This is a genomic window from Gilliamella sp. ESL0405, from assembly GCF_019469205.1.
Lineage (GTDB): Bacteria > Pseudomonadota > Gammaproteobacteria > Enterobacterales > Orbaceae > Gilliamella.
In genome coordinates, this window is record NZ_CP048265.1 from 1574987 (window position 1) to 1595461 (window position 20475).

Consider the following 20475-nt stretch of genomic DNA (forward strand, 5'->3'; position numbering starts at 1 on the left):
TAGATGATTTTATTCACTGCAAGGAGCACATTTATGCACTGCTTAATTTGATAAGTGATTAACAAACCTGTTGATAACTTGATAATGCTCTAATTATTATTGATTTTTTGATGCGGTTAAAAAATAACCTATTTTTATTAAGTATCGATTAAGACAAGAAATCAGAAAATATTAGCCCAATATAAAACGAAAAGCGCAAAAGATTAGCCAATGTGTCACAGCAAATAGTGATTTGCTGTGACACAGACTATTATTGGAATTTATAAAGCGGTAAAAAAAGCCATTAAGCCAAAAATAACGCCGGGAGAATTGGCAATAGCAATTGGCCAATCTTTCTTTTCACGTAATAAGCCATAACAGACCCATAATGAACAGTTTATCGCGGCGGCTAGGGGTTGTGTTGGATTAGATTTAAACCCATGAAGATTATCAATGATTTGTGGGATATAAGAAACATACATACCTAATGATGCAATGGTTGCAATGATGCCCAAATAATGAAAAGCTTTCGGTGAGAGATTCAAGATCTACCTGCCTGCTCAAAAATGAATGGAGGCATAAAACTCTAGCATATATCTAATAAAAATTAAACTTGCGATAAGATGTGAAAAAGTAAAATATCATTAAATATTGACCATAATGCTGGCGGAGTTATTCGCTTTTACCCCCCTCCAACCGACACCTACCTAACCGGTTTAAAACATACTTTAGGGAGTATTATTAACGGCTTAGCTTAATAAAAGCGCTAAAATCCGTGAGGCTTAATAACATAGATCAGTTGCAATGCAAGATATGAATGTTACAGTTAGCGCAACGAATGGATTTATCATCTTGTCAACCTATGGGATTTGCCCCATAGGTTTTATCGTTAACTTCGTTTCGTTAAGTTAATTCGGTTTGCTTTGTTTCTTTGCCCAATATCACAATGGCCATAATTGCCACTAAAATTGATAGGCTAAATAAAGCAAAAACGGCGCTAACACTAAAATCTTTCGCCACTAATAATCCCACCATTAATGGACCTAAAATGCCACCGATTCGACCAACAGATGCCGCCATTCCCGATCCGGTTGCCCGAATATTGGTACTATATTGTTCCGGTGTATAAGCGTACATGGCTCCCCAAGCACCTAAGTTAAAAAATGACAATAATGCGCCGTAAATGAGCAACTGGTTGGCTGTATCGGCTTGTCCAAATAAATAAGCACTGATTAATGTGCCGGATAAATAGGAAACTAAAACCCATTTACGCCCTACTCGTTCAATTAACCATGCAACGGTAAAATAGCCAGGTAACTGCGCCAGTGTCATAATTAAGATGTATTGAAAGCTTTTGACCATATCAAAACCTTTCATCATCATGACACTCGGTAGCCATAAAAACATACCGTAATAGGAAAATACCACACAAAACCAAACTATCCATAACATAACACTTTGCTGACGAAATGATTTTGAAAAAAGTAATCGAATCTTTTGTATAACCGTTTCTTTTTTTATTATCTCATTTGAATGGCTATAAGTTGGCGAATCAGGCAGGTTAAACCGCAAGTAGAGTGCGTAAAAAGCTGGCATGGCACATAAAATCATTGCGCCTCGCCACCCTACTGACGGTAATGGTATCAAAAAATAGGCGATCAACGCTGCCAATATCCAACCAACAGCCCAAAAACTTTCCAGTAACACCACAACACGGCCACGTACATTTGGCGCAACACTTTCACTCACCAAGGTAGAGGCAACCGGTAATTCACCCCCTAGTCCCATTCCAATGAAAAATCGAAGCACCAGCAAGCTATATAGCCCCCAAGCAAAAGCACTTAAGCCGCTGGCGATGCTAAACATCAGTAAGGTAAATAAAAAAGCGGCTTTGCGACCTTTTTTATCCGCATAGAGACCAAAAACGAAAGCCCCTACCGCCATACCTATTGAGTTGACACTTCCAATTGTACCTAACTGGGTGGCAGATAAGCCCCAATCTTGTTTTAAAGCCGCTAAAATAAAAGAAAGTAATCCAACATCCATTGCATCAAATAGCCAGCCGGTACCGGCAATAAGTAACAGTTTGTTGGTCGTTAGTGATAAAGTTTTAGAACGTTGCATAATCGATATAAAAAAATGGTAAACGTAACTGGATCAAATCAAATTTTGATTAAAATGTCCATAACTTAATCGAATTTAACCGGCATTTTAGAAAAATTTCATGCTTGTGCAACAGTCATTCTTTAGCTGAATATTAGTTTCAATATGCGATTTGATAAGCCTATTTTAAACCAGATAAATGATACTATTGCTTTGGATATAGAGATTAAAATGGTTGGTTAATCGTTCCCCCCTATGGCTTTTAAGGATCAATGTTGCGTTATGGCTCGGCAAAATAAGCTAATGATTAAGCACATTTAACCTTGGTTTTAATGTTGATAACCAAATTAGACACGATTTGGTTAATTTTAGATGATTGAAACAGATGACACATTTTCTAGTCCCAAAAACGAACTGCAAACCCATTATTTGTGAGTATTTAAAGCAGCGATTGATATCACAATCAGCTAAAATCTTCGACTAATTTTGGGTGATATACACCTGATTATTAAGTATATTTTTTGGATCATACTGCTGTTTAATTAACTGCATTAAATGGCGATTTTTTTCAGGTATCGCCTGCTTAAAATAGTTTACTTTGGCTGTTCCAATTCCATGCTCAGCGGAAGGTAATCCCCCTAATTCATGGCATTTTTGATAAAGGGCTTCATGAATCTGTGTTAGTTGAGTGAGCCACACTGAATCTGAACGCCCGTCACGAAGTATACATAAATGAATATTACCGTCACCGGCATGCCCAAAAGCGAGCATACGTACGCCGGTTTCTTCTGATAACTGTTTGGTAAATGTGATAAAGTCGGCAATTCGATTGATTGGTACAACTGTATCAATCGGATCTTGTTCTGTTACAGCTTCAACTGCCCGAACCAACGAGCCCCTTACTGCCCAAATTTGATTGGCTTGTTGGGCTGTTTCGGCAACATAATAACGACAATCACTTAGATTGGCTAATAACAGTTGACGTTGCTGCAAAATAGATTGAGTATCTAAGGCATCTAACATAATAATCAAATAGGCCTTAGCATCAGCAAGCGGAAATTGAAAACCTGAATAACGCTCCCCCCACTGAGCAACTTGCCGTTCTACCAATTCCAATGCGGTTGGCGTTAATGTTTGCAAAATAGTGGTAATATTGGCAACGGCCTGTGCAAGGCTGGCAAATCCTAAAATTACCGTTTCAAAAACTTTAGGTTTTGCAATTAGCTTTAAGGTACATTGAGTAATAATCCCAAGTGTCCCTTCACTACCAATAAATAGATGCTTTAACGATAACCCGGTATTATCTTTTACATTTTTACTACCAAAATTTAAAACAGTGCCGTCGGCCATGACAACTTCAATTGCTTGAACATAATCCCGAGTCACACCGTATTTAACCGCCCGCATCCCACCGGCATTAGTGCTAATATTGCCACCAATTGTGGCATTTTTTGCCCCCGGATCGGGTGGATAGAAAAGATCATGCTGCTCAACAAATTGTTGCAGATCTTCTAATAACATGCCGGGTTGCACTGTGACGGTAAAGGTTTGTTTATCCAATTCTATCAACTTATTCATCAATGAGAGATCAATAATAATCCCGCCATTGGGAATAGTTGAACCGACTAAATTGGTACCTGCGCCTCGTGTTGTAATATTAATAGCGTTATCATTGGCATATTTTACAATGGCTGCGACTTCTGCCGTGGTTAGTGGATAGACCAACACATCGGCTTGACCAAATTTCAATTTTAAGCCATCACTAAGCTGTGATTGCGCAATCGCTTTTTGGTAAACAATACGCTGAGGATCTGCAATAAGATCTGCTAAGTTTTTCATATTCTTATACTCACTACTTGTAACTTCTATCAAAATGATTAGCGAGCTTGTCCCCTAAAAATTGTATTAGCATGACAATCATAATCAGAATAATAATACATAGAACAAGAATTTCAGTCACATATCGCTGATAGCCATAACGAATAGCTAAATCACCTATACCACCGCCACCAACTACCCCCGCCATTGAACTAAAACTGATTAACGAAATGGTTGTTACTGTTGCATGGCGAATTAATTGCGCCATGGCTTCAGGAAATAGTATTCCGGCTATAATTCGAATATGTGAAGCACCACTTGCAACCGCTGCTTCAATTACCCCTTTATCAATCTGACTAAAGGCATTTTCAGCTAATCGTGCATAAAATGCGATCGCAGCTAAAGATAAAGGAAAGATCACCGCTTTAGGCCCTACCGTTGTGCCCACAATAAGCGCACCTAACGGTAGAACCGTGACCATGAGAATTAAAAAGGGTATTGAACGTGTCGCATTGATGATAAAATTAGCAATATTATTCACCACGCTATTTTTAAAAAAGAACGGGCTGGAGAGTAAAAAAAGCAGTAAACCAATTAGGGTACCAAACACAATACCGGCAACCAAAGACCAGCTTACCATGATAAAAGTCTCATAGGCAGCTTGCCATAACATTTGAGCCATTTGGGCGATAGTCAGTTTGATCATCAAATTATCTCCTCAATAATGACACCTTGATTAGCAAGTTTGGTAATAAGATGATTAATATTATCCGGCTCGCCTATCAACGCTATGACTAAATTGCCCAATGCTTGATCATCAAAGTATTCAATAAATCCATGCAAAATATTAAATGCGACCTGCGTTTCTAAGGCTGTTTGATACAAGATAGGTTGCGTAGTATTTTCATTAATATAACGTAGACGCACTAACTTACCTTGTGCATTTTGCTTGATTAGATCCGGCAAATGGGTGTTTTCATCAATGTTAAGAAAATCTTGAGTAAAAGGCTGTTTTGGACAAGCAAAAAGATTAAATGTTGTATTCATCTCAACAATCCGACCTTGTGACATGACCGCAACACGGTTGCAGATTTTTTTTACCACATCAATTTCATGGGTGATAAGCACAATAGTTAAACCAAACTTTTGATTAAGCGCTTTGAGTAAATCTAAGATTGCGCTTGTCGTTGTTGGATCTAAAGCGCTGGTTGCTTCATCACAAAGCAGTATTTTAGCCTCATTAGCTAAGGCACGAGCTATCCCAACCCGTTGCTTTTGCCCGCCACTAAGTTCGGCCGGATAAGCATCAGCTTTATCGCTTAATCCGACAAGGGCAAGTAGCTCTTTAACTCTGTTTTTAACCGCATCGCCTTTTTTACCCGCCGCTTTAAGTACAAAAGCGATATTTTCAAATACCGTTTTTGATGAAGCCAAATTAAAATTTTGGAAAATCATACCGACTTGAAAACGAAAGGCTTGTAAATGACGGCCTTTTAACGTATTGATATTAATACCATTAATTATGATTTGCCCGCTGGACGGTTCAGCAAGTCGATTAAGTGTTCTCACCAGTGTACTTTTACCGGCTCCACTGGAGCCGATAATGCCAAAGATATCGCCTTGATAAACATCAAATGAGACATTATTGACCGCTTCTATCAACTGATTTTTTGCCTTAAAATGCACCGACACATTTTTTACTTCAATAAGAGGTGTAGTTTGCATAGTTAGAATAATTGATAATCAGGTTTTTGAAAGGTGTAAAAAATACCATTTTTATCTTCAATCACTTGGCTAAATTCCGGCGATTTAAGCACTTCAATCAGATCGTTGCCTAATGTCTCTTTCGATTCGGTGCGAATGGCAATGACATTTTTAAGGTCTTTATCTAATACTTCCGTATAAAGCGCTTTAGACAAATCTAAGCCGGCACCAATAGCATAATTACCATTTACAACTGACAATACCGCACTATCTAAAGAGCGTGGCGTTTGTGGCGCTTCGATAGGAACAATATTTAATCCATACCGATTTTCGATAATATTGCTTGTTGTAAGGTTACTTTTATCAATAGTTGGATCAAGCTTAATTAATCCAGCTGCTTGTAAAATTCGTAGCGCTCGCGCTTCGTTAGTGACATCATTGGCAATCGTCACTTGATCACCGTTTTTTAACTGCGAAAAATCGGTTATTTTATTAGAATAAATACCCGCCCCAGCAGTCGGGACAAAACCGATTGCTACAATATCTAATTGGCGTGCTTGTTTGAAATTATTCAAATAAGTGAGATGTTGAAACAAATTAACGTCGATCTCTTTATTTGCTAAAGCAAGATTAGGTTGAACGTAATCACTAAATTCACGGATCTCAACACTATACCCTTTTTTTACCAATCCGGGCGCTATCGCTTGCTCAAACATATCACCATAAGGACCCGCCGCAACACCAACGATAATATGATTTTCTTTTTTACTGTTGTCACAGCCTGTTAACAGTACCACTGTTGATAAAACGGCAAAAGCGAATGCGATTATTTTTTTAAACATAATAATTTTTCCTTAAATTTGGATAATCTTTCTAAAGCATCAATCAAGGTTTGTTGTTGTTTAGCAAAATGAAAACGAATATAACGATATTCAGGATGTTTGAAAAAAGCCGAACCGGGAACCGCAGCGACTCCCACCTCTTTAATTAACCATTCACAAAATTCAAAATCAGTTTTAAATGGGTTAAATGCTGAAATATCTACCAGCACATAATAAGCACCTTGCGGCGGATAATAGCTAAGCCCAATCTTATCTAAACCTTGCAAAAACAGCTGACGTTTAGCCATATAAGTTTGTGTTAGCTGCACATAATAATCATCAGTTAAAGCCAACCCTGCACAAGCAGCTTTTTGCAATGGTGCAGCTGCGCCCACAGTTAAAAAATCATGGATCATTTTACATCCATCAATAATCGATTTATCAGCAATGATATAACCCAAACGCCAACCGGTGATTGAATAGGTTTTCGATAATGAACTGCAACTAATCGTGCGTTGCTGCATTCCGGGAAAGTTGGCTAAATAAAGATGTTGATAAGGCGGATAAACAATATGCTCATACACCTCATCGGTGATCACATAAGCATCAAACTCTATCGCTAATTGACTGATATATTCAAGTTCGTCTTGAGTAAATACTTTACCGCAAGGGTTGCTAGGATTACATAAAATTAATGCTTTAGCGCCTTGCTCAAAAGCTTGCCTTAACTCTTGTTTATCAAATTCAAATGTCGGCGGTTTTAGTGGAACATAAATGGGAGTAGCATCAGATAAAATGGCATCTGCGCCGTAATTTTCATAATAAGGAGAAAAGATGATAACTTTATCTTTCGGATCACAGATCGTCATCACCGCGCACATCATGGCTTCAGTACTGCCACATGTGACTAGAATGTTTTCCTCAGGATCGATCTCAATATTCATCAATCTTTGCTGTTTTTTAGCCAACAACAGCCTAAACTCATGCGACCCCCACGTTATTTCATACTGATACGGACCTTGCTGTGCGGCTTGTTTCAGTGCTTCAATCAAGGCTTGCGGTGGGTCAAAGTCAGGAAATCCTTGTGAAAGGTTGATAGCTTGATACTGATTGGCTATTCGGGTCATTCGGCGAATAACCGAATCAGAAAAATGGTCGAGTCGTTTAGCGAGTTTATGCATTATTTTCTTTATTTATATTTATAAATTATAAGGCTAGCAAGTATAATACAAAACTCTATTTTTACTGTTAAATAATATATTTATATATCTTTATAATTTTTATTTATAACCACGATTATTAACGTATATGGTTAATTGCAATTCAACTAGCTGTGCAAGCTTGAATAAAATATATGGCAGAGAAACAACACAGATGCAAATCAAAAAACAATTTACCTAAACATTATTCATAACCCCGGTTAGTTACAGCAATTTAACTCTATACAGTCAGAAAAATAACATTAACTTTGTTTAAAAAATAATACCAATATGATAACGGCACGACTCGACAAACTTGATGTTGATTGTCAAAAAGTTTCAGATTTTATATGTGTTTCAGTATAAAACCCCGTTAAAGATCCAATTGAGCAATTTAATATCGCTTACTGACGATAGTCTTAGCGACTCAAAAAGTATTCATCAATTTTTTCTAGAGCTCTTTTCGCAAACAACTTCAGGGTCGTAATAGAACAAGCACCAACCAGCGCCTGATTTTGGAGGTCTTGTATAAAAATCATTTGTTTTATTATCATAATCATCAGTATATTTACCTTCGGCTATACGTCGTTTGACTTGCTGTTTACTCATAAAAAATCAAATCAATATTTTTAACATTTTGCCAACCTAGAGTTGTAAATATTCTCTCGGCTAATGTCACAAAGGTTACAATACTATTTTTATAGGTAATAAACATTGCCGGGATAAATATCATTCCAGCTCCGACAAAAGCTGTAACCAAATTATCTACTGTAAATGGCGCAACTAAATAAACCATACAAACCGTAAAGAGTATATAAATTATAATAAGCGGTAATAAATTACGTTTCAAAGATTGCTTGCGGCCACCTGTACAAGGCGGAATAATGCAGATAATTTGTTCGCTGGGTTTGAGCACTGCTTATACTTCATAATGGTCAGCATGCTTTTCGGCCACAACTTCGACCTCATCTCCTTCTTTAAATTGATAAAAACCAAGCCAACCTTTTAAACGTATATTATTATTTAATTTAGCTGTAATATATTGCCCATCAAAATAGTTACTCCGATGAATATCATCACCATGACCAAGTGCTGCCAGTGCTATGGTGGTATTACCTGCTACCGTTGCCGACGCTGCTCCGCTGCGCATTTTTGCTTGTTGTTTTTTTCTTTCTTCTTTACTCATATAAGCACCATCACAGAGTGGAGCTTGACAAAACATACCTTTAAAATCAGTCAAAGTACCGGTTAGTTTAACCAGTTTTTTAGGTGGGAGTATAGGATCAGAAATACTAATACCCGTTTTTTTTAATAACTCTTCTTTATCTTTATAGGTTTTATCTGTTCCGTCATATTTGGCATAGGGCATAGTTAAATTCCGTTTATTTTCGTTATCCAGCAAATTTTTTAGTAAAAAGTCAGCTTATATCAGATTGCAGGAAACATTCTCCTTTTAAGGATAATTTTAGGCATACTCGTGATTTTTGGGATCCCTTTCACTGCTTAATAATTATATCCAATCTTACTATCTATTTCAGGGAATATGAATTCAAATCCAGTGTTTTTTGATAAATTTTCCGCTGAAATATTTAGTAAAAATTGTTTGAAAATCTCATCGAATATTAATTAGATCACAATAAATTTTAACTATAATACCTTTTGCTAACTTATAAGACATTATAGTTATTTGCGTAGCAACGATATAACCTATCAATAAAAAAATACAATGAAATGATGAGTTATCTATTAAATATTGATTTTTTTATTGTCCATTATGGTATTTTCCTAGAGACTAGGCCTCATAATATAAAAAGTGAGTTTGAGTGCGAGGGTATTTACGCTTAGGCTTAATAAACCTATTAAAAGGAGCGCCTTTTTCATCTCATTTTCTCCCTTTTTATTTACCTTACATTCCATGTTATTGCTTACGTTAATTACTAGCTATTGTTCTGTCGCTCTAAGTTTTATTGACGCTTCAATGGTTTTCGCTATTTGGTAGATTTCATCTTTAGTTAAAGGTGTTTTCCCTTTTGATTCTTTTTGTTTCCCAACTACTAGAAGTTGCAACCATGGATTATGACCCTCTTTTTTAGTTTGATAAGGTTCAACTACAGCATAATAACCATAGTCGGACGGTGAATTATCTTTATAACGTATTTCAACAAAACTCGCTAAGCCATTACGCCCATCCATTTTGATATCCCGATACTTTATGGGGAAGCCTAGTAATTTAATATTTTTAATATTTCGATTACTTATATCGTAATTACTGTTCCAAAATAGATTGATTTCTTCTTTGGCATCATAGCGCAAGAGATTGGTAAATGATCGTGTATTTTCAGTAAACGAAATAACGATATCAGGGTGCTCTTTTAACCGAAAAGAGACGGTTAAAATAAGGGGTATGGAGGCATCATTACCGGCGACAAAGCCAAATGGAATACATTTACCTGCGGTTTGTGGCAGCTCAAACAGTTCACGAGTGGAAAAACCATTAATAATTGCTTCGGCGTTTTGTTTATAAAACTCAAAATCTTTTTTTTCGCCTTGGTAGCGATTAGTTGTAAAAAATGAATATATTGTATTATTTTTAATAAAAGTTACAGATGCTCCCTCTTTTGCATAAAAACCCAAATTATTATTTTCATTCCACAATTCCACCATATCATTAGAATTATTAGTTTTAACAATCTGATTTTCTATAGCTATTTGTTGTTTTGCATTTTTTAATTCTTCATCGTTCCATTTTGCAGTAATCGATAAATTATTTCGATTATAATTAAAAGCAGATAATATTGCCCATTTACCATCTTGAAAATAGACAGGAAAACGAGATTTAGGTTTAAGGTACTTATTTGTCGGGTAAAGTGCCACTTCAAGATTATCGGGTAAATCTAAGGTATAGGAGCCAATACACTCGGTTTTATAGGTGAGTTCAACCGCTTGGGCTGTTGTGCTTAGGCTTAATAAACCTATTAAAAGGAGCGCCTTTTTCATCTCATTTTCTCCCTTTTTATTTACCTTACATTCCATGTTATTGCTTACGTTAATTGCTAGCTATTGTTCTGTCTCTCTAAGTTTTATTGACGCTTCAATGGTTTTCGCTATTTGGTAGATTTCATCTTTAGTTAAAGGTGTTTTCCCTTTTGATTCTTTTTGTTTCCCAACTACTAGAAGTTGTAACCATGGATTATGACCCTCTTTTTTATTTAGAATAAAGTTGGACAGGTCCTTTGCCATGTGTATTCCTTTCAGTTATTTTAACAATATAGGAACCAACAATAAGGGAAGTATGGGGAGGAAGCACACTTGATATTAAGTATTTAAAAACAATTAGCAAACTATCCATGATGCTATGTCTGTCCTAAGTGTTTTAAACAAAGAATAATATTACCGAAATATAACTAATAAGTTACGTGGTTTCGATAAATTTTGCAACTATTTTGTTCATGTTTTCGATCTTTACATCATGATAAATAAGTCTTAATATCTAATCCCACAAAATTAATCCGCCATTGCTACCGAATGAATAAACAAGGCTTTACCGTTAGTGGATACATTCTATATGTATCGGTAGATATCCCTTAAAGAGATGATCATACTCAGATTGGCTTATAATTCACTTTAAAACTATGAGATTTATATCCCTAAATTGATATAGCTCTTTACTCAATTAAAGCAAGCTGACTATTTATTTTTACAAACCAATTTAAGACCGCCATTTTCGAACTGACATTTTATTTCATCCAGCAAATTAATTTTTCCTTTGTTATTAATTTTGTAATGTTGCCACAAAGTTGCAGATGCGCCTTCTTCTACTAACAGATGTTCAAATAACCAAACATTTAATTGTTTATCGATGTAAAAATCTAATTTCACTTTAATCAAATCACCTCCATGATCTTCATTAGAATAAACAATAAGTTGATTTATTATTTTGCCCGATGATTCGATAAACATGGTAATAATATACTGATAGGGTGAAACTGCACATTCACCTTCAAGCTGTTTTTCTTCAACAAGGCATTTTTTTGTATCGGTCGTTTTTTTTAAATAAATATTAAATTGATTGGATTGATATAAATAGACAATTTTATTTTTTTGTAGTTCTTCAAATATATTTTTAACATTCTGAGTTGAAGAAAAGGTCGATAATTTGCATCTTTTATCATATTCTTTCCAGCCATTTTTTACATAAGAAAAATAATCGTCAATCCAACAATTATCGTTGATTTCCTTAACTAGCTTCTTATTTATAATTTGAGGCGTTCCCACAGGTAATAGATTAGTATGAACTAAAGCGTTTAACGAATGCGAACATGCTAAAATAGGTAAAAATAATAAACCATAAATTAAAGACTTTATCTGCATTATAGATAGACCTCGGCTATTTCGTATTGAAAGTTTTCAAAGTGCATATGACCATTATGTAATTCTTCACCATTTTTTCCACCAAGAATGATTAATTTCTTATAGTGAGGAATATAAGAAACATATATTTCATCAGTTGTATTAGGGGTAACAACTAATTATCTATTTATCAAAATTAAATTTATGCATCGCAGTATTGGTACTTATTTTTTGAATAATTAGCCTATTATTACCTTTCCTTACATAGTATTGAAATCTAACCAAATTTTTTATCATGTATGTCTCTTTGGAACAAAAGTGCTATTGTGTATTTTTCAATAATTCAAATTTTCCAGAATTTTGATTTATTTTATACTTTTTCCAATTTTCTGCTGTTGTTGATTCTAAATCATAAGTAAAATCCAATGTCCATAATTCATAATCTTTTAAATAATATAATTTCTCTGTAGCCAAACTGTCATTGGGATCATTTTTATATTCGTAACATATTATAGAATCTACCTTTTCATTATTTTTATAAGATAATAATTCTATTTCTATAAAAAATTGATTGTCATTCTTTTTTCTTTTCAATTTTAACTCAACATTATTTTTTAGTTTAGAAATGGTTATTTCATTATCATCTAACTTACTAAATTGAAGATAATAATTGTTTTTTATTTTAACGATTGTGCATAGTTCAGATTCACCTTTACAAGTTTTATTAACAGATAATATAAATTTTTTATTTGATACCAATTTTTCTCCTTGTAACTCACTAAATGATAATAAATCTTTGTTTTGATTTAGTGCATTTACGGAATTAATATTAAACTGAGTAAATATTACAGATATGAACAATGGTGAAATATAGATTAAATTTTTCATATTATTTTATTTCCTTTACAGAGCTATCATCAAAACCTGAATGTAAATGAGAATCATGGAGAGTACCTTTCTTTTCTTGTGTTGCATTATCAAATTTCTTTTTATTTTTTCCTGTTATTTGTTTATTAAAATTGAATTTATGCATTGCGTTGATAAAATTTTGCTCATCATCATCATTTAAATATAAAGTATCAATACTTTTTCCATTCACATGTTCAGAACTTGGAAAGATAATTATGATAAGTCACAATTCCCGCTCCAGGAAAATAATCCACCATTGCGACGGGGTAAATAAACCAAGCTTTGAGATGAATCGATATAAAACAGATTAGGTGTATTAACTTTTATTATTTTATTTATAATTTATCTAAATGTGCACAACCCTCAAATATTTCACCTTTATAGTCGATAAAAACTTCATAGATTGAAGCCGGTTTATCAAGATTTGCTTCGCAAAAAGTTCCATTTGGAAGGCCACGAATTAAACCATATATTCCATTATTAGAATGAAAAATTGTCACAAAATTACTTGTTAAAGAAGAAGACTTTATATCCATAGAAATATTTACGTTTTCTTCTTTATTAAACTGAAATTGCAATTTATTCTTACTTATTATGGCATTCCAAAAAGGTTCATAACCACTCGCATGGAACCCTATAGAATTTTTGTTGACTTTATCCCAAAAAACATGTGGTGATAAAATATCTACTTGTTGCATTTGCAGTAATTCTGACTGACTTATCCAATCAATCATCCCATTTTTAAGATTTAAAAAATTTTGCTTACCATTTTCCGTACTACCTAAAGATAAATATTGTTGATTAGAAGAATTTTTATATATTTCCTGAGCAAATAATAAGTTAGGTAATATCAATAATAATAAAATTAATTGTTTCATATAATATCCTTATTTACCGTGAGGGTTGCCTTTTAAAACTGGTGGCCATGAATATTAATCGTTAGCAAATGGGATTTTTGATTTGTTATATCCCCAATATCTGTCATGTTCAAAATGTGGAATATCATCTATGGGTACGTTTCTACTCCTTAAAATAGAGTAAAATTTATTATAATCAAAATCAGTAAGATCACCATGACCATTTGCAATACCCCTATCAACCTCTATATGAGGTACTATTATTGGCCAACATCCTTCAATATCCGAAGCCTCAATATAAAAATCTGCAAGGGCTTGATATTGATTATCAGTAGGAACATCTGGACTTTTATAATTAAGTTCGACATGGAACATTCTTCTTTTTAAATTATGCCAAGATTCAGCTTTAGTTGCCCACACATTTTTTCGGTAAAAAGCCAGTTTTCAATTATTTTATCATTTTGACTCAAGGTGGCTGACGTTGATGAAGTTTCTGTTTGATGCTTTGAGCTGTCCTCTGTCTTATCTTTTTCAGTGTCGCTTTGTTTTGTCTTTTGACTCTGCTTAGTTAAACCTTTGGCTACACCGTCCCACCAAAGCATTTTTGTCGCTTTTTCTTTGGTTTTTTCCCATAACTTATATTTCTCTTCTAACTTATTTATATAACCCAATAATTTAAGTTGTTCCGATGTTAATTTCTTTTCAGACTCCTCTTTATCATTTTTCGGAAAACTTTGATAATCTTTTCTTAGTTGCTCTAAGCCTTGTTTTGTTGATTCTTGTTTGCTTGCGTCTAACTTACTAACATATGACAAAACCGCATAAACTTATAATAGGAAAAGATTCATTACTTTAATCCTAATTCATTACTTTAATCCTAATTCATTTCTTGATAGGTTAATTCACTTTCTGTAGGCTGTCTGTAGACTGCGAGATAATCTTCACCCACAATAAAGAGCATTTCATTCATATAAATCGCTTTATTTCCATTTAGTAGAAATTTAGATAATGGTGATTTGTCAATATTGTCAAATGTGATATATTCCAACTCATTACTAATATCTATATTAAATTTTTTAAAATTTTCAACTTGCTGTTGATAGTGTTTTTCATTACCAAATAACTGTTTTGATTTTGCTTTACCAAAGGTAAATGAATAGGCTTGTTGATAATTAACACAAAGCTTTTTATCAGCAGGATTTAAGGTTAGTGTGATATCATCAAGTTCATCGAATGTAATTTTCTTAAAGCGCATATAATTATTTGCTTGTTTGCTAGTTAGTAAAAGGCTTTTTGTTGAGTGTGTTTTGTTATCTTTAACCGCTAATTCACTGTAGCAATTTGAAGTGACAGGTAACTCTTGGAACTTTCCTTCTTTTGTCACTTGAAAATGTTGTACTTCTATTGTTTCATCTTCAAAACGTTGTCGACGCTCAATAAAATAGTTTTTATCTATCGTAAAATAACGATAACCCACCGTGTAACCGCTACCGCCAGGACCGCCTCGAGTTGTAGTCCGATAATCAAATAATACCAGTTTATCTAGAACTTTATAATCATTAGAAAACAGATATAAATATGAATCCGACTCACCACTATCCCAGAATACATCAATTAGTATTGGATTTATAATAGATGAAATAGGAGGATACTTTGCTCCGAATATATCTATTGCAAACCAAGGAAGATCTAAAAAATTTTTAAAATGAATAGATAACTTTTTTAATACGCCGTCTCGATATAGCATAAATGCATCATCTGCATTAAATGGAACATGGATTGTGGGTAACTGAGGAACTTGTTTAATAAATTCTTTTTCAAAATAAGGTTTTGAATAAAATACTGGCTTACCATCTTTTCCAAACAAAAGCAGCATATCATCCAATAATACTGCCTGCCGATTTTGTGTTACATACTGTTTTAATAGGCTGTTATCAATATTTTTATCAAATTGAAGATAAGTAATGTTATCATTTAATTTAATATTATAATTATGCTCCAATAACTCTTGCTGTTCTTTTAAATCAATATATGCTTGTTCAATATTATTACTCTTAAAAAAATCGTCTGTAGGCATCGTATTACGTTTAATCAAAAACAACTGATTATTGAAATAAAATTTATTACCACGTAATTTTATATCAAAATCCATCGTTGTTTCATCTACAGATGTATTGCTAATACCATAAATAATTCCCCAATTATCTGGCACTTTTTTTTCATCAGCTATCGCTGATGATGCTATTAAATTTAATAATAGAGAAAATAATACAAAATAGTAATTACTTTGTTTCATATTGTTAACCTTAATCCTAATTCACTTCTTGATAGGTTAATTCACTTTCTGTAGGCTGCCTGTAGGCTGCGAGATAATCTTCACCCACAATAAAGAGCATTTCGTTCATATAAATTGCTTTATTTCCATTTAGTAGAAATTTAGATAATGGTGATTTGTCAATATTGTCAAATGTGATATATTCCAACTCATTACTAATATCTATATTAAATTTTTTAAAATTTTCAACTTGCTGTTGATAGCGTTTTTCATTACCAAATAACTGTTTTGATTTTGCTTTACCAAAGGTAAATGAATAGGCTTGTTGATAATTAACACAAAGCTTTTTCTCAGCAGGATTTAAGGTTAGTGTGATATCATAAAGCTCATTAAATATGTTGCTTTCAAAGCGCATATAATTATTTGCTTGTTTACTAGTTAGTAAAAGGCTTTTTGTTGAATGTATTTTGTTATCTTTAACCGCTAATTCACTGTAGCAATTTGAAGTGACAGGTAACTCTTTAAACTTACCTTCTTTCGTCACTTGAAAATGTTGTACTTCTATTGTTTCATCTTCAAAACGTTGGCGACGCTCAATAAAATAGTTTTTATCTATCATAAAATAACGATAACCAACAGGGTAACCGTTACCGCCAGGACCGCCCCGAGTTGTAGTCCGGTAATCAAATAATACCAGTTTATCTAGAACTTTATAATCATTAGAAAATAGATATAAATATGAATCCGTCTCACCACTATCTCTGCCTAAATCAATAAATATTGGATTTATGATAGATGAAATAGAAGGGTACTTTGCTCCAGATATATCTGTTGCAAACCAAGGAATATCTAACAAATTTTTAAAATGGAGAGATATTTGTTTTGAAACTCGATCAATATATAATATATAACCATCGTTTGAATTAAACGGAACATTGATTCTGGGCAACTGAGAGACTTGCTTAATAAATTCTTTTTCAAAATAAGGTTTTGAATAAAATACTGGCTTACCATCTTTTCCAAACAAAAGCAGCATATCATCCAATAATACTGCCTGCCGATTTTGTGTTACATACTGTTTTAATAGGCTGTTATCAATATTTTTATCAAATTGAAGATAAGTAATGTTATCTTTTAATTTAATATTATAATTATACTCTAATAATGCTTGCTGCTTTTTTAAAGCAAAATATGTTTTTTCTATATTATTGCTTATAAAAAAATCTTCTGCAGGCATCGTATTACGTTCAATTAAAAACGACTGATTATTAAAATAAAATTTATTACCACGTAATTTTATATCAAAATCAATCGTTGTTTCATTTACCAATGTATTGCTAATACCATAAATAATTCCCCAATTATCTGGCACTTTTTTTTCATCAGCTATCGCTGATGATGCTATTAAATTTAATAATAGAGAAAATAATACAAAATAGTAATTACTGTGTTTCATATTGTTAACCTTTATTAGTAATTAATGTTTGCATTGATGCGCCATTGACTTGTTCAACGCTTTGAGCAAAATATTCATCTTTCAAATAAACTAATTGAAAACTTCTGACATCAAAATGTACCCATGATGTTGCCTCATTGTTAAAAACTCTTTTTAGTTATTTTTTCTGTCTAACTTGTTTTGGGCAATTTAAGACAAATATTCCGTTCTTAATGGCGTTTTTCATCTAAAGCACAATCCTTGTCAGCAGTATCACCTGTTTAGTGAGTTAATTGATAAAAATCTTCAGCTATCTATTTTTTAAATGTATTAATTGTTTTCCTGATTAATTATTTGCTTTTCATTTGGTTGTCTGTAAGCTGCGAAATGATTTTCACCCACAATAAATAAAGTATCTTCCATATAAATCGCCTTATTTCCATTTAATAAAAATTTTGAAATGGGGGTTTTTTCAATATTATTAATTGTTATATATTGCAACTCTTCACTTATATCAATGTTGTAACGTTTAAATTTTTCAATATACCATTGATATAATTCATTATTATTAAAAAATTTCTTTGAACTCATTTTACCCAAAGTAATAGGAAAAGATCGCTGATAATCGATACAAAAAACTTTTTCATTTGGCATAAGGGTTAATATCGTACTTTCAAATTCATCATATTCTAAGCCATCAGCGAAACGCAAATAGTTATTCCCTTGATTACTCGTTAACAAAAGGCTTTTTTTAGATTGAGGATTATCGTCTTTAGAGGTAGATTTCTTATAACAATCTGATGTTACGGGTATTTCTTTAAACTTTCCATCTTTGGTAATTTTGTAATGTTGTATTTCAATTGTCTCATCTGCAAAACGTTGTTGACGTTCAATGAGATAGTTTTCATCAATTTCAAAATAAATAAATCCTTGGGCAAGATCATCTATTTGAGATTCTTTTCTAGTTAATCCATCTACTTTTCTTAAAAGAAGCTTATCAAGCAACATATAATTATCTGAAAATAAATAGAGATAAGTTATTTTCTCGCCATTTTCTTGAATCCCTTCAATTAAAATTGGTCTAATTTTGTTGTGAATAAAGGGAAGTTTTATACCTGAAATATTAGCTATATAATTGTTCCATTGTGCGCTTAAATTGTTATTACTAGTTAATTCTAGGTAATTAAGAAAATTTCGGGGAATATTTTGCGTGTAAAATTTATTTTCGTTGAATATAGAATAATAAAAATCATTATAGTTGCTATCCCATACATAATTTCCCGTAATTCGGGAATTATATGGTAGTTTTAGAGATGGAAATGTTTTACTAATCTTTTTAAATGAATTTTGACCCACTGATTTTATAAAAGATAAAGCCATTTGCTGATTAATAAAAATTAACTCTTCATTCAAATAAATTACCTTAAGATCTGGTAATAATAGCTCAGAAAACTCACTATCTACTGAAGAATCAAACTGTATATAATTTATTTCGTTTTTGGGTAAAGTGAAATATTCAAGTAAATCAGTATGCAATAAGCTTTCTGGTACTAATTTAGATATGTTTTCAGCTTTTCCTAGAATGACTGAATACTTACTATCATTTACATAGAATATATTATTTTCGAACTTAACTCTGAGGTTATTTAAATAATCCTCGTTACTGTGTTTTTTTATCTCATGATTTTTGACATATTTGTCCAAAATCCAGTATGTTTGATCTCTATTTATATTTTTGGCATAACAATAAGGATAAAAAATAAAAATGAGAATTAAACAAAAAAATTTCTTTAACCAATAATATTTCCTTGTACTTATCATATCGGCACATCCCTCTTCCCATTTTTTTAAATCTTCATTCCATAGTTATTCATTAATTAGCAAACTTATACTAATTGCTTAACCTTTAAAATTTATTTAACAGCCAAACAAAATTTATTGTCTCTTTAACTTAATAAAAACTCCTTTTTCATTAATAACATATTTTGTTCGATTTAATAAAATTGTTTGTCTTTTAGAGCCATCATAAGGGCTTTCGATTTTTTGTATTGTGATGCAGTAATTTTTATCAATAAGGAATTTGTTCCAAACACCCCCATCCTCTAATTCAAAATGTTCACCTAACTCCAATCGATCAATGAAATTAAACTCATTGGAAAGGCTGACTAATGATAATTGGGGTGAACCCGAAAGAGAATATGAAGATAATAAAAGTAATTTTATATTATTATATTCTTTTAATTTTATTGCTTTAAGGTAATCGTCATCGAGCATACCTTTAAAAAAATAATTAAACTCATTGGGTATAGGTGTAAAACCATCATTTTCTTCTGGTGGCCAATAACTATCATTTAATGGAAGAGTAACAGTATGTAATTGATTATATACATTTGCCAACCCATTGCGCACCTTCTGTTTATTTTTGTATGTTAAAATAATATTGTTATTATAAAATAAGAAAAGATAGTCAGAATTTAACACTAATGATTCATTTAAACTATATTGATCTGGTAATGTTTCAATTATAAAATTCTGATTATCTTGCTGATCATTAGTTAAATTTAGTCGTTTCAATTCCTTGTGTAATAAATTCTGAATATTTGCTGCAAAATTGGCTTTATTTTGTTTTATATTTAACAAGTATTTATCATCAAATATTAATTGATATTTATTACTTTTAACAGATATTTTTTTTAAGCTTCTGTAAATTTGGTCAATTAGCTCAAAGTCAGTTGTAGAATTAGATTGGTAGTTAATATTAATGAATTGCCATTCTATTGTTTCATCTTTTACCGAATCATTGGCGTTATTTTTTGCTTCTGTATTGGCTATTATTGCGATGTAACAAAACAAAAATAACCCGACAAACCTACTTATAATTTTAAACATTATTAATCTCAACCATAAATTAACAATAAATAAATGTAATTAATTTTTCTTTATGTAAAGTTGTAGCATCAGTACAAAAACATTCATCGAATTCTTTTGTTATGAAAATTTTCTGCTATTTACTTTTTTTCTTAAA

At 32.5% G+C, this 20475-nt stretch carries 22 protein-coding genes; all 22 read right to left on the reverse strand.

Going from position 1 to position 20475, the window contains the following annotated elements:
* Positions 1-260 precede the first annotated feature (260 nt).
* Positions 261-524, reverse strand: a complete 264-nt coding sequence (locus tag GYM74_RS06930; RefSeq protein ID WP_255556100.1) for an SWEET family sugar transporter — start codon at positions 522-524, stop codon at positions 261-263.
* 358 nt (positions 525-882) lie between these two features.
* A complete protein-coding gene (locus GYM74_RS06935) occupies positions 883-2103 on the reverse strand; it encodes an MFS transporter (protein WP_220217497.1) in 1221 nt (406 codons plus the stop codon).
* Between the two features lie 459 nt (positions 2104-2562).
* On the reverse strand, positions 2563-3921 hold the full coding sequence (locus tag GYM74_RS06940) for an FAD-binding oxidoreductase (RefSeq protein WP_220217498.1): 1359 nt from the start codon (positions 3919-3921) through the stop codon (positions 2563-2565).
* A 13-nt stretch (positions 3922-3934) separates the two neighbouring features.
* Positions 3935-4606, reverse strand: a complete 672-nt coding sequence (locus GYM74_RS06945) for a methionine ABC transporter permease (RefSeq protein WP_366518719.1) — start codon at positions 4604-4606, stop codon at positions 3935-3937.
* A complete protein-coding gene (locus GYM74_RS06950) occupies positions 4606-5625 on the reverse strand; it encodes a methionine ABC transporter ATP-binding protein (RefSeq protein WP_220217499.1) in 1020 nt (339 codons plus the stop codon). The genes GYM74_RS06945 and GYM74_RS06950 overlap by 1 nt, the downstream gene beginning before the upstream one ends.
* 2 nt (positions 5626-5627) lie before the next feature.
* Complete coding sequence (locus tag GYM74_RS06955) at positions 5628-6446, reverse strand: MetQ/NlpA family ABC transporter substrate-binding protein (RefSeq protein ID WP_220217500.1); 819 nt, start codon at positions 6444-6446, stop codon at positions 5628-5630.
* Entirely contained in the window at positions 6431-7606 is a 1176-nt protein-coding gene (locus tag GYM74_RS06960) for a pyridoxal phosphate-dependent aminotransferase (protein WP_220217501.1), read from the reverse strand. The genes GYM74_RS06955 and GYM74_RS06960 overlap by 16 nt, the downstream gene beginning before the upstream one ends.
* Before the next feature lie 459 nt (positions 7607-8065).
* Entirely contained in the window at positions 8066-8233 is a 168-nt protein-coding gene (locus GYM74_RS06965) for a hypothetical protein (protein WP_220217502.1), read from the reverse strand.
* On the reverse strand, positions 8226-8540 hold the full coding sequence (locus GYM74_RS06970; RefSeq protein ID WP_220217503.1) for a hypothetical protein: 315 nt from the start codon (positions 8538-8540) through the stop codon (positions 8226-8228). The genes GYM74_RS06965 and GYM74_RS06970 overlap by 8 nt, the downstream gene beginning before the upstream one ends.
* Before the next feature lie 3 nt (positions 8541-8543).
* Positions 8544-8993 carry a hypothetical protein gene (locus GYM74_RS06975; RefSeq protein ID WP_220217504.1) on the reverse strand — a complete coding sequence of 150 codons (450 nt, stop codon included), beginning with the start codon at positions 8991-8993 and terminating at the stop codon, positions 8544-8546.
* A gap of 572 nt (positions 8994-9565) precedes the next feature.
* Positions 9566-10621 (reverse strand): T6SS immunity protein Tli4 family protein, encoded by a 1056-nt coding sequence (locus GYM74_RS06980; protein ID WP_220217505.1) that lies wholly within the window; start codon positions 10619-10621, stop codon positions 9566-9568.
* Positions 10622-10681: 60 nt separating this feature from the next.
* Positions 10682-10864, reverse strand: coding sequence for a hypothetical protein (locus GYM74_RS06985; RefSeq protein WP_220217506.1), 183 nt, complete (start codon positions 10862-10864; stop codon positions 10682-10684).
* 447 nt (positions 10865-11311) lie between these two features.
* The gene (locus tag GYM74_RS06990) at positions 11312-11995 is read right to left on the reverse strand and encodes a hypothetical protein (protein ID WP_220217507.1); all 684 of its coding nucleotides are present in this window, start codon (positions 11993-11995) and stop codon (positions 11312-11314) included.
* A gap of 300 nt (positions 11996-12295) precedes the next feature.
* Entirely contained in the window at positions 12296-12862 is a 567-nt protein-coding gene (locus GYM74_RS06995) for a hypothetical protein (RefSeq protein ID WP_220217508.1), read from the reverse strand.
* Position 12863: 1 nt separating this feature from the next.
* Positions 12864-13073: a hypothetical protein gene (locus GYM74_RS07000; RefSeq protein WP_220217509.1), complete on the reverse strand. Its 210-nt coding sequence runs from the start codon at positions 13071-13073 to the stop codon at positions 12864-12866.
* A gap of 145 nt (positions 13074-13218) precedes the next feature.
* Positions 13219-13761, reverse strand: a complete 543-nt coding sequence (locus GYM74_RS07005; RefSeq protein ID WP_220217510.1) for a hypothetical protein — start codon at positions 13759-13761, stop codon at positions 13219-13221.
* Positions 13762-13815: 54 nt separating this feature from the next.
* The gene (locus GYM74_RS07010) at positions 13816-14160 is read right to left on the reverse strand and encodes a hypothetical protein (protein WP_220217511.1); all 345 of its coding nucleotides are present in this window, start codon (positions 14158-14160) and stop codon (positions 13816-13818) included.
* Positions 14124-14555 (reverse strand): hypothetical protein, encoded by a 432-nt coding sequence (locus tag GYM74_RS07015; protein ID WP_220217512.1) that lies wholly within the window; start codon positions 14553-14555, stop codon positions 14124-14126. The genes GYM74_RS07010 and GYM74_RS07015 overlap by 37 nt, the downstream gene beginning before the upstream one ends.
* Positions 14556-14617: 62 nt before the next feature.
* Positions 14618-16036 carry a hypothetical protein gene (locus GYM74_RS07020; protein ID WP_220217513.1) on the reverse strand — a complete coding sequence of 473 codons (1419 nt, stop codon included), beginning with the start codon at positions 16034-16036 and terminating at the stop codon, positions 14618-14620.
* A 16-nt stretch (positions 16037-16052) separates the two neighbouring features.
* Positions 16053-17471: a hypothetical protein gene (locus tag GYM74_RS07025; RefSeq protein ID WP_220217514.1), complete on the reverse strand. Its 1419-nt coding sequence runs from the start codon at positions 17469-17471 to the stop codon at positions 16053-16055.
* 309 nt (positions 17472-17780) lie between these two features.
* A complete protein-coding gene (locus GYM74_RS07030; RefSeq protein WP_220217515.1) occupies positions 17781-19271 on the reverse strand; it encodes a hypothetical protein in 1491 nt (496 codons plus the stop codon).
* 114 nt (positions 19272-19385) lie between these two features.
* Entirely contained in the window at positions 19386-20339 is a 954-nt protein-coding gene (locus tag GYM74_RS07035) for a hypothetical protein (protein ID WP_220217516.1), read from the reverse strand.
* Positions 20340-20475: the final 136 nt, after the last annotated feature.

What these genes read in the sequence shown, in the direction of transcription:
- GYM74_RS06935 (WP_220217497.1), bottom strand. Translation starts at nt 2,103, where the DNA reads ATGCAACGTTCTAAAACTTTATCACTAACGACCAACAAACTGTTACTT.
- GYM74_RS06940 (WP_220217498.1), bottom strand. Translation starts at nt 3,921, where the DNA reads ATGAAAAACTTAGCAGATCTTATTGCAGATCCTCAGCGTATTGTTTAC.
- GYM74_RS06945 (WP_366518719.1), bottom strand. Translation starts at nt 4,606, where the DNA reads ATGATCAAACTGACTATCGCCCAAATGGCTCAAATGTTATGGCAAGCT.
- GYM74_RS06950 (WP_220217499.1), bottom strand. Translation starts at nt 5,625, where the DNA reads ATGCAAACTACACCTCTTATTGAAGTAAAAAATGTGTCGGTGCATTTT.
- GYM74_RS06955 (WP_220217500.1), bottom strand. Translation starts at nt 6,446, where the DNA reads ATGTTTAAAAAAATAATCGCATTCGCTTTTGCCGTTTTATCAACAGTG.
- GYM74_RS06960 (WP_220217501.1), bottom strand. Translation starts at nt 7,606, where the DNA reads ATGCATAAACTCGCTAAACGACTCGACCATTTTTCTGATTCGGTTATT.
- GYM74_RS06965 (WP_220217502.1), bottom strand. Translation starts at nt 8,233, where the DNA reads ATGAGTAAACAGCAAGTCAAACGACGTATAGCCGAAGGTAAATATACT.
- GYM74_RS06975 (WP_220217504.1), bottom strand. Translation starts at nt 8,993, where the DNA reads ATGCCCTATGCCAAATATGACGGAACAGATAAAACCTATAAAGATAAA.
- GYM74_RS06980 (WP_220217505.1), bottom strand. Translation starts at nt 10,621, where the DNA reads ATGAAAAAGGCGCTCCTTTTAATAGGTTTATTAAGCCTAAGCACAACA.
- GYM74_RS06985 (WP_220217506.1), bottom strand. Translation starts at nt 10,864, where the DNA reads ATGGCAAAGGACCTGTCCAACTTTATTCTAAATAAAAAAGAGGGTCAT.
- GYM74_RS06990 (WP_220217507.1), bottom strand. Translation starts at nt 11,995, where the DNA reads ATGCAGATAAAGTCTTTAATTTATGGTTTATTATTTTTACCTATTTTA.
- GYM74_RS06995 (WP_220217508.1), bottom strand. Translation starts at nt 12,862, where the DNA reads ATGAAAAATTTAATCTATATTTCACCATTGTTCATATCTGTAATATTT.
- GYM74_RS07005 (WP_220217510.1), bottom strand. Translation starts at nt 13,761, where the DNA reads ATGAAACAATTAATTTTATTATTATTGATATTACCTAACTTATTATTT.
- GYM74_RS07020 (WP_220217513.1), bottom strand. Translation starts at nt 16,036, where the DNA reads ATGAAACAAAGTAATTACTATTTTGTATTATTTTCTCTATTATTAAAT.
- GYM74_RS07025 (WP_220217514.1), bottom strand. Translation starts at nt 17,471, where the DNA reads ATGAAACACAGTAATTACTATTTTGTATTATTTTCTCTATTATTAAAT.
- GYM74_RS07030 (WP_220217515.1), bottom strand. Translation starts at nt 19,271, where the DNA reads ATGATAAGTACAAGGAAATATTATTGGTTAAAGAAATTTTTTTGTTTA.
- GYM74_RS07035 (WP_220217516.1), bottom strand. Translation starts at nt 20,339, where the DNA reads ATGTTTAAAATTATAAGTAGGTTTGTCGGGTTATTTTTGTTTTGTTAC.